A 6,497-nucleotide genomic window follows, 5' to 3' on the forward strand; every position below is an offset into this window, starting at 1 on the left:
TCATGGCTGATACATTGGACATAGGATTTTTGGCTGATGATACACTGGGCGCTGCCCGAAAACTGCTCGGTGTCGAAATCATCACTTGTATCGACGGTGTTAAAACAAGCGGATTCATTACAGAAGTGGAAGCATATCTTGGGGTGGATGACCGGGCTGCACATACATTCGGCGGCAGGAAGAATAAGAAGAACAGCATGATGTTCAACGACTTCGGCCACCTGTATGTCTATACGATGCACGGCCATCACTGCATGAATATATTGACGAAGGATAAGGCACATCCGGAAGGTATCCTCATCCGGGGCATCGAACCCCATGCCGGCAGGGAAATCATGGTTGAAAGGCGGGGCCGGGAGACCGGCCTCACGGATGGCCCGGGCAAGCTGACCAAGTCCCTCGGCATCCGTCGTGAACTGCACAATGGCATGGAACTGAACAACGGCATCCTGACTCTTAGGCCCGGCAGGATCCCGCTCGAAATCGAAGAGACGAAAAGGATAGGCATCGACAACAAAAAGGAAGCAGTGGATTATCCATACCGCTTCATCGTCAAAGGCAACCCGCATGTCAGCAGGTTCCGGGGCAGGCCGGCGGACAACAACGGCTGGAAATAAAACAGGTGCAGGGAATTTCCCTGCACCTGTTTTTATATATCGAGTGTCTCGTCCTGTATGTTGATCTTGTTCTTATCCGCGTGGAAGCGGAAGAAGCTTGAAGCGAGCCGGTCGAGGCGGTCCAATGAATTGGAATATTCGTGTATGGATGAGATGAATTCCAGTATATTCTCATATTGGATCTTCTCTTCCAGGGTATCCGCTTCATAATAGAGGCGGACGAAATCATCCATCATGGAATGCTCGAATTGCTCGTCGTTATCATAGGTTTCAAATGCGGCCTCGGGCCTGATCTTTTCAGTGATCTTCATGAAGATCTGTTCATGGTAGGCCATGAGCTGATCCATCTCATGCCGGATGCGATACTTGAAATCATCATCCAGATGATTATAGTCATTTTCATACCGGTTCAGCTTCCTCAGCAGTTCAAATGCCCGTCGGGTCGAGGCGATCAGATGTCTGAACAGGATCTTGCGCCGTGCGTCGGCAAAGCTGCTCCGCTTGAAGTAGTTCTTCTCCTCCCGGTACCACAGATACATCGTCTCCAGGGTGACGACGCGTGTCCGCAGCGATTCGATATCCTTTTTGACGACCTGGTATTCGCTGACGGCGTTCAGTTCGAGCCGGATCCATTTGAATATGTCACTCGTGATGTTGAAGCAGTTGTGATACATCTTCGTTTCGTACTTCGGTGGAATGAACAGCAGGTTCACCACGAGGGACGACAGCACACCGATCATGACGAGTGAAAACCGGATGCCGGCCGCTTCCAGGAAGTCCATGGTCGTAGAATTTTCCATGAGTGTCGGGGCGTCCATGATTGCAATCATCGTCACGACAGCCAGTGTGGAGACGCTCTGCAGATTAAAGAACAGCAGTATGGCGAGCACCAGAATGACGGTCAGTCCGATGACGATGACATTGTTGCCGAAGAGCAGCACCATGGTGATGGCCGATACGGCACCGAGCGCGTTGCCCTGGAACTGCTCCCATGTCCGCATGACAGACCGGTGGACATTCGGCTGCAGGGCAAATACCGCAGCGATGGCTGCGATGAGCGAAGGCTCAAGCCCAAGCAGGTTGGTGATGAATAATGTAAGTATGACTGTTACACCGGTTTTGAATACTCTAGCACCAAATCGCACGGCACCATCTCCTAAAATTCATTTTTGAATACTTCCTCCACAATGGACAATGTTTCCCTGATGTCTTCTTCAGTATGCTCCGTCGTCAGGAACCAGGCTTCATATTTTGACGGAGCGATGTTGATGCCGCGTCTGATCAGCCCATTGAAGAATTTTGAGAATGCCTCGCCGTCACTTGCCTCGGCCATTGTATAGTTCGTGACCTCTTCATCTGTGAAATAGATTGTCAACGCACCGACGAGGCGGTTTATCGTTGCCTTAATACTATATTTATTTATCAGTTTCATCAAGCCATCTTCGAGCATGGCGCCGAGACGGTCCAGTTCGGTATATACACCAGGTTTCTCAAGCACTTCAAGACAGGCGATGCCCGCTGCCATGCTGAGCGGGTTCCCCGCCATGGTGCCGGCCTGGTAGGCGGGGCCGAGCGGAGCGACGCTTTCCATGATATCCCTGCGGCCGCCGTAGGCACCGATCGGTGTGCCGCCCCCTATGATTTTGCCGAGGGCAGTCAGGTCCGGTTCAACACCGAGAAGGTTCTGGGCGCCTCCATACATGAAGCGGAACGCAGTGATGACCTCATCGTAGATAACGAGGGAGCCGTTATCATGCGCAATGTCATTTACTGCCTCCAAAAAGCCCTCCATGGGCTCCACGATGCCGAAGTTGCCGACGATCGGTTCGACGAGGACAGCTGCTATTTCATCACCAAAGTGGGAAATGGCCGTTTTGAAGTCCTCCAGATTATTGAAAGGCACAGTGATGACGTCCTCTGCGACCCCTTTCGGCACGCCTGCGGAATCGGGTGTGCCAAGCTGGGATGGGCCACTACCGGCTGCAACGAGCACAAGGTCGGAGTGGCCGTGGTAGCATCCTTCAAATTTGAGTATCTTGTTTCTGGATGTATATGCCCTTGCCACCCTGATCGTCGTCATTACGGCTTCGGTGCCGGAGTTGACGAATCTGACGCGTTCGAGTGAAGGAATCGCATCCCTGATCTTGTTTGCGAAACTGATTTCAAGCTCCGTCGGCGCACCGTACAGGATGCCCTTGCTGCTCTGTTCTGCAATCGCTTCGTGGATGCGGGGGTGGGCGTGTCCGGTGATGATCGGGCCGTAGGCTGCCAGGTAGTCGATGTAGCGGTTGCCGTCCACATCGAAGAAATGGGCGCCTTCGCCCCTGTCCATGACTACCGGAGCGCCGCCACCCACAGCTTTATATGATCGGGAAGGGGAATTCACTCCACCGAGGATCACATCTTCTGCCTGAGTTTGAAGTGTTTGAGATTTTTCATGACTGTACATATTTCCCATCCTTTAGTCAGTAATTTTTCACAATGAGTATTCTACCACATCCCGGGAACATAATTAAGGAAGATCCTTCTATTGAGAGCAGGGATAAACTTGGGTATTATCAATATATACATATACAACCAAGGAGGCAGACAAATGGAGAAATTTCCGGAATTTGAATTGGAAAACCAGGATGGGGAGAAAGTAGGCAATAAGGACTTCGAAGGAAAGACGGTGATCTACTTCTATCCGAAGGACAATACACCAGGGTGCACGACCCAGGCGTGTGATCTAAGGGACAATATGAATCATCTGAATGAACTCGGCGTAAAGGTGTATGGTGTAAACGGAGATTCAAAGAGGAAGCATAAGAACTTCATCGAGAAGAACAACCTGAATTTCGATCTTCTGGTCGATGAGGACTTCAAGCTCGCAGAAGCACTCGGGGTCTATAGGATGAAGAAGGTTTTCGGCAAGGAGTCGAAAGGCATCGTCAGGACGACATTCCTGGTCGATGAAGACGGCAATATCCTGAAAAGGTGGGACAACGTCAAGGCCAAGGACCACATTGATGAATTGAAGTCCCATCTGGAAGAGGAAGCATAGATGAGGAATATACTATCGACAGTCAATCTGAAGCCGCATATGATCGAACACATCAATCAGCACTACCCGGATATGGAGTACCGTTTTTCAAAGACACGAGATCTTACGGAAGCGGACAAGGAATGGTGTGAGATATTCATCACCTACGGTTCCAATTTTGATTCGGAGGACGTCCGCCTGTTCAAGAACCTCAAATGGATGATGGTCATGAGTGCGGGGCTCGATGATCTGCCGCTGGAAGCACTTGAGCACGTGCATATTACAAATGCCAAAGGCATACACAAGATACAGATGACCGAGTATACGGTCGGTCTGCTGCTCGATTTCTATAAGGATTTCCATCAGCTGAAGGTGGATCAGGAAAATGCCCACTGGAGGAAGAATGCGAAGACAGAGGAGATATATGATAAGGTCGTGCACATTCTCGGTACCGGCAGCATCGGTTCGCACCTGGCGAAAGTGCTTCAGGCATTCGGTACACAAGTCGCCGGCTACAACACTACGGGACACGAGGTGGAAGCCTTCGACCATACTTATGCAATCAGTGAGCTGGAGGGGCACATCGGTGAAGCGGATATCGTCATCAATATTCTGCCGAGCACCGATAAGACGCGAGGACTGCTTGATGCCGGGATTTTTGGTAGAATGAAAGAGACAGCAGTATTCGTCAATATCGGGCGTGGAGACGTCATGACGGATGAAACGATATCCCATGTCCTTGAAGAGGGCATGATCCGCCATATGATACTTGATGTATTCAATGAGGAGCCCCTGCCGTCGGATCATATCTTCTATACGTATGACAACCTGACGATTACACCACACGCGTCATCGAAGACGGAAGGGTACTTGAAGCGGGGGTTCGAAATCTTCGCCCACAATCTGCAGTATATGGAAGAAAAGGAATCGATGATGAATATCATCGATAATAAAAAAGGATATTGATGGAAAGTGATTTGACAAACAATTTCAGTACAAAGTACAATATCTATATTACAGTAGTCTGCTATAGAAGGAAGGTATCAATATGAAGATGATGGATGCCCATGACCAGTTCACTGAATCGATCAATGCGCTGAAAAAGACCGGTGTTCGTATTACGCCACAGAGAAAAGCAGTGCTCAGGTACATGATAGAAACAGAAGAACATCCGACTGCTGATGATATTTTCAAGGCGCTTTCTAATGAATATCCAAATATGAGTGTGGCCACTATATATAATAACTTGAAACTCTTCAAAGAAACGGGATTTGTAAAAGAGCTCACCTACGGAGATGCTTCAAGCCGTTTCGACTTCATTACGGACACGCACTATCATATCATCTGCAGTGAATGCGGGAAGATCACGGATTTCCACTATCCCGGCCTGGAGGAAGTGGAACATCTTGCAGGGTCAGTCACCTCGTACGATGTCAGTCATCACAGGCTTGAAATCTATGGTGTCTGTCCGGAGTGCCGCAAAGCGGAATAGCCCAAAAAGAAAAAATGAGCAGGGGAGTGGACCCCTGCTCATTTTTTCTGTTCAGATTCTTTTTCTTCGATTGCCTTTTTCCTGCGGTGTTCCACATTATAGTCCAGGGAGAATTCCTCCCCCTCCAGCTCCTTGTCGATGGTCAACGGTTCCTTGCAGTGCTGGCAAAAATCGACATGTCCCAATATCTTCGTATGCTTCTCACAATTCGGACACTGTACAGTAACTGCACGCGTACTGATCAAGCCCACCCAGAAATAGATGACGAAGCTCAGAAGGATCGGCAGCAGTCCTATAAGAAGGAAGATGCTGAAAACCCATTGGTATTCCCTGAAGAATACGCCGAGATACATTGTTCCCATACCTATAAAGATCAGGGCCAGTGCATAGCCACGGATACGCAGTATTTTGTTTCCTGGTTTCTTCATAAAACATTTCACCTCTGAAATTCATTATATACAAGTTATAGCATTTATGATAATCTAATATTTAGCATTTGGTGAACAACATACGCAAACGAAAAGATTTAAAAAAGTTTTCGAAAGTCGTTGACACCGAACAGCCAACTTGGTATGATATGAAAGTCGCTGATTTGAGGAACACACCAACAGCCGATACAGACAACAAAACATTTTATTTCAAAAAAATATTCGAAAGTGTAAAATTAACGCTTGAATAGTTTTGAGAAGTAAGGTAGTATTATAAGAGTGATTTCGAGAGAACATTGAAAACTGAATGACAATATGTCAACGTTAATTCCGAAAAAAAACGAATGCTTCGGCATTCAACTTGGGCGACAAGTAAAACCGCAACGGAGTCAGAGAACTTCCAATTATGGAGAGTTTGATCCTGGCTCAGGATGAACGCTGGCGGCGTGCCTAATACATGCAAGTCGAACGCGCGGATCAGGAGCTTGCTCCTGTGACGCGAGTGGCGGACGGGTGAGTAACACGTAGGCAACCTGCCCATCAGACCGGGATAACCACGGGAAACCGTGGCTAATACCGGATAATCCTTTTCTACATAAGTAGGAAAGTTGAAAGGCGGTCTTTTGGCTGTCACTGGTGGATGGGCCTGCGGCGCATTAGCTGGTTGGTGGGGTAACGGCCCACCAAGGCGACGATGCGTAGCCGACCTGAGAGGGTGATCGGCCACACTGGGACTGAGACACGGCCCAGACTCCTACGGGAGGCAGCAGTAGGGAATCTTCCGCAATGGACGAAAGTCTGACGGAGCAACGCCGCGTGAGTGAAGAAGGGTTTCGGCTCGTAAAACTCTGTTGTCAGGGAAGAACGCCGACGGGAGTAACTGCCCGTCGGGTGACGGTACCTGACCAGAAAGCCACGGCTAACTACGTGCCAGCAGC

7 protein-coding genes and 1 rRNA gene are annotated in these 6,497 nt (G+C 49.1%); 5 read left to right on the forward strand and 3 right to left on the reverse strand.

Translation table 11 applies throughout. The features are described from left to right. Positions 1-2 precede the first annotated feature (2 nt). Positions 3-617, forward strand: coding sequence for a DNA-3-methyladenine glycosylase (locus BO53_RS0106520; RefSeq protein WP_031546713.1), 615 nt, complete (start codon positions 3-5; stop codon positions 615-617). A 32-nt stretch (positions 618-649) separates the two neighbouring features. Here BO53_RS0106520 and BO53_RS0106525 read toward each other — a convergent pair whose 3' ends face one another. Then, positions 650-1,762, reverse strand: a complete 1,113-nt coding sequence (locus tag BO53_RS0106525; RefSeq protein ID WP_031546715.1) for an FUSC family protein — start codon at positions 1,760-1,762, stop codon at positions 650-652. A gap of 11 nt (positions 1,763-1,773) precedes the next feature. After that, on the reverse strand, positions 1,774-3,066 hold the full coding sequence (locus BO53_RS0106530; RefSeq protein ID WP_031546717.1) for a glutamate-1-semialdehyde 2,1-aminomutase: 1,293 nt from the start codon (positions 3,064-3,066) through the stop codon (positions 1,774-1,776). Positions 3,067-3,210: 144 nt separating this feature from the next. Between BO53_RS0106530 and bcp the strand changes: the two genes are divergently transcribed. From bcp to perR, 3 genes are all read left to right on the forward strand, one after another. Then, positions 3,211-3,660 (forward strand): thioredoxin-dependent thiol peroxidase, encoded by a 450-nt coding sequence (gene bcp / locus BO53_RS0106535; RefSeq protein ID WP_031546719.1) that lies wholly within the window; start codon positions 3,211-3,213, stop codon positions 3,658-3,660. Then, positions 3,661-4,605 carry a D-2-hydroxyacid dehydrogenase gene (locus BO53_RS0106540; protein WP_031546721.1) on the forward strand — a complete coding sequence of 315 codons (945 nt, stop codon included), beginning with the start codon at positions 3,661-3,663 and terminating at the stop codon, positions 4,603-4,605. Positions 4,606-4,687: 82 nt separating this feature from the next. Beyond that, a complete protein-coding gene (gene perR, locus BO53_RS0106545) occupies positions 4,688-5,131 on the forward strand; it encodes a peroxide-responsive transcriptional repressor PerR (protein WP_281174447.1) in 444 nt (147 codons plus the stop codon). Between the two features lie 38 nt (positions 5,132-5,169). On the opposite strand, the gene BO53_RS0106550 is transcribed toward perR, so the two are convergent. Further along, positions 5,170-5,559, reverse strand: coding sequence for a DUF2614 family zinc ribbon-containing protein (locus BO53_RS0106550; RefSeq protein ID WP_031546724.1), 390 nt, complete (start codon positions 5,557-5,559; stop codon positions 5,170-5,172). Between the two features lie 403 nt (positions 5,560-5,962). On the opposite strand from BO53_RS0106550, the gene BO53_RS0106555 reads away from it, so the two are divergent. Next, positions 5,963-6,497, forward strand: a 16S ribosomal RNA gene (locus BO53_RS0106555); the annotation flags it as partial.

It is taken from the genome of Salinicoccus luteus DSM 17002 (genome assembly GCF_000712035.1).
Taxonomy (GTDB): Bacteria; Bacillota; Bacilli; order Staphylococcales; family Salinicoccaceae; genus Salinicoccus; species Salinicoccus luteus.

Coding starts and splice junctions, on each gene's coding strand:
- BO53_RS0106520 (WP_031546713.1), top strand. CDS start 3: ATGGCTGATACATTGGACATAGGATTTTTGGCTGATGATACACTGGGC.
- BO53_RS0106530 (WP_031546717.1), bottom strand. CDS start 3,066: ATGTACAGTCATGAAAAATCTCAAACACTTCAAACTCAGGCAGAAGAT.
- bcp (WP_031546719.1), top strand. CDS start 3,211: ATGGAGAAATTTCCGGAATTTGAATTGGAAAACCAGGATGGGGAGAAA.
- BO53_RS0106540 (WP_031546721.1), top strand. CDS start 3,661: ATGAGGAATATACTATCGACAGTCAATCTGAAGCCGCATATGATCGAA.
- perR (WP_281174447.1), top strand. CDS start 4,688: ATGAAGATGATGGATGCCCATGACCAGTTCACTGAATCGATCAATGCG.
- BO53_RS0106550 (WP_031546724.1), bottom strand. CDS start 5,559: ATGAAGAAACCAGGAAACAAAATACTGCGTATCCGTGGCTATGCACTG.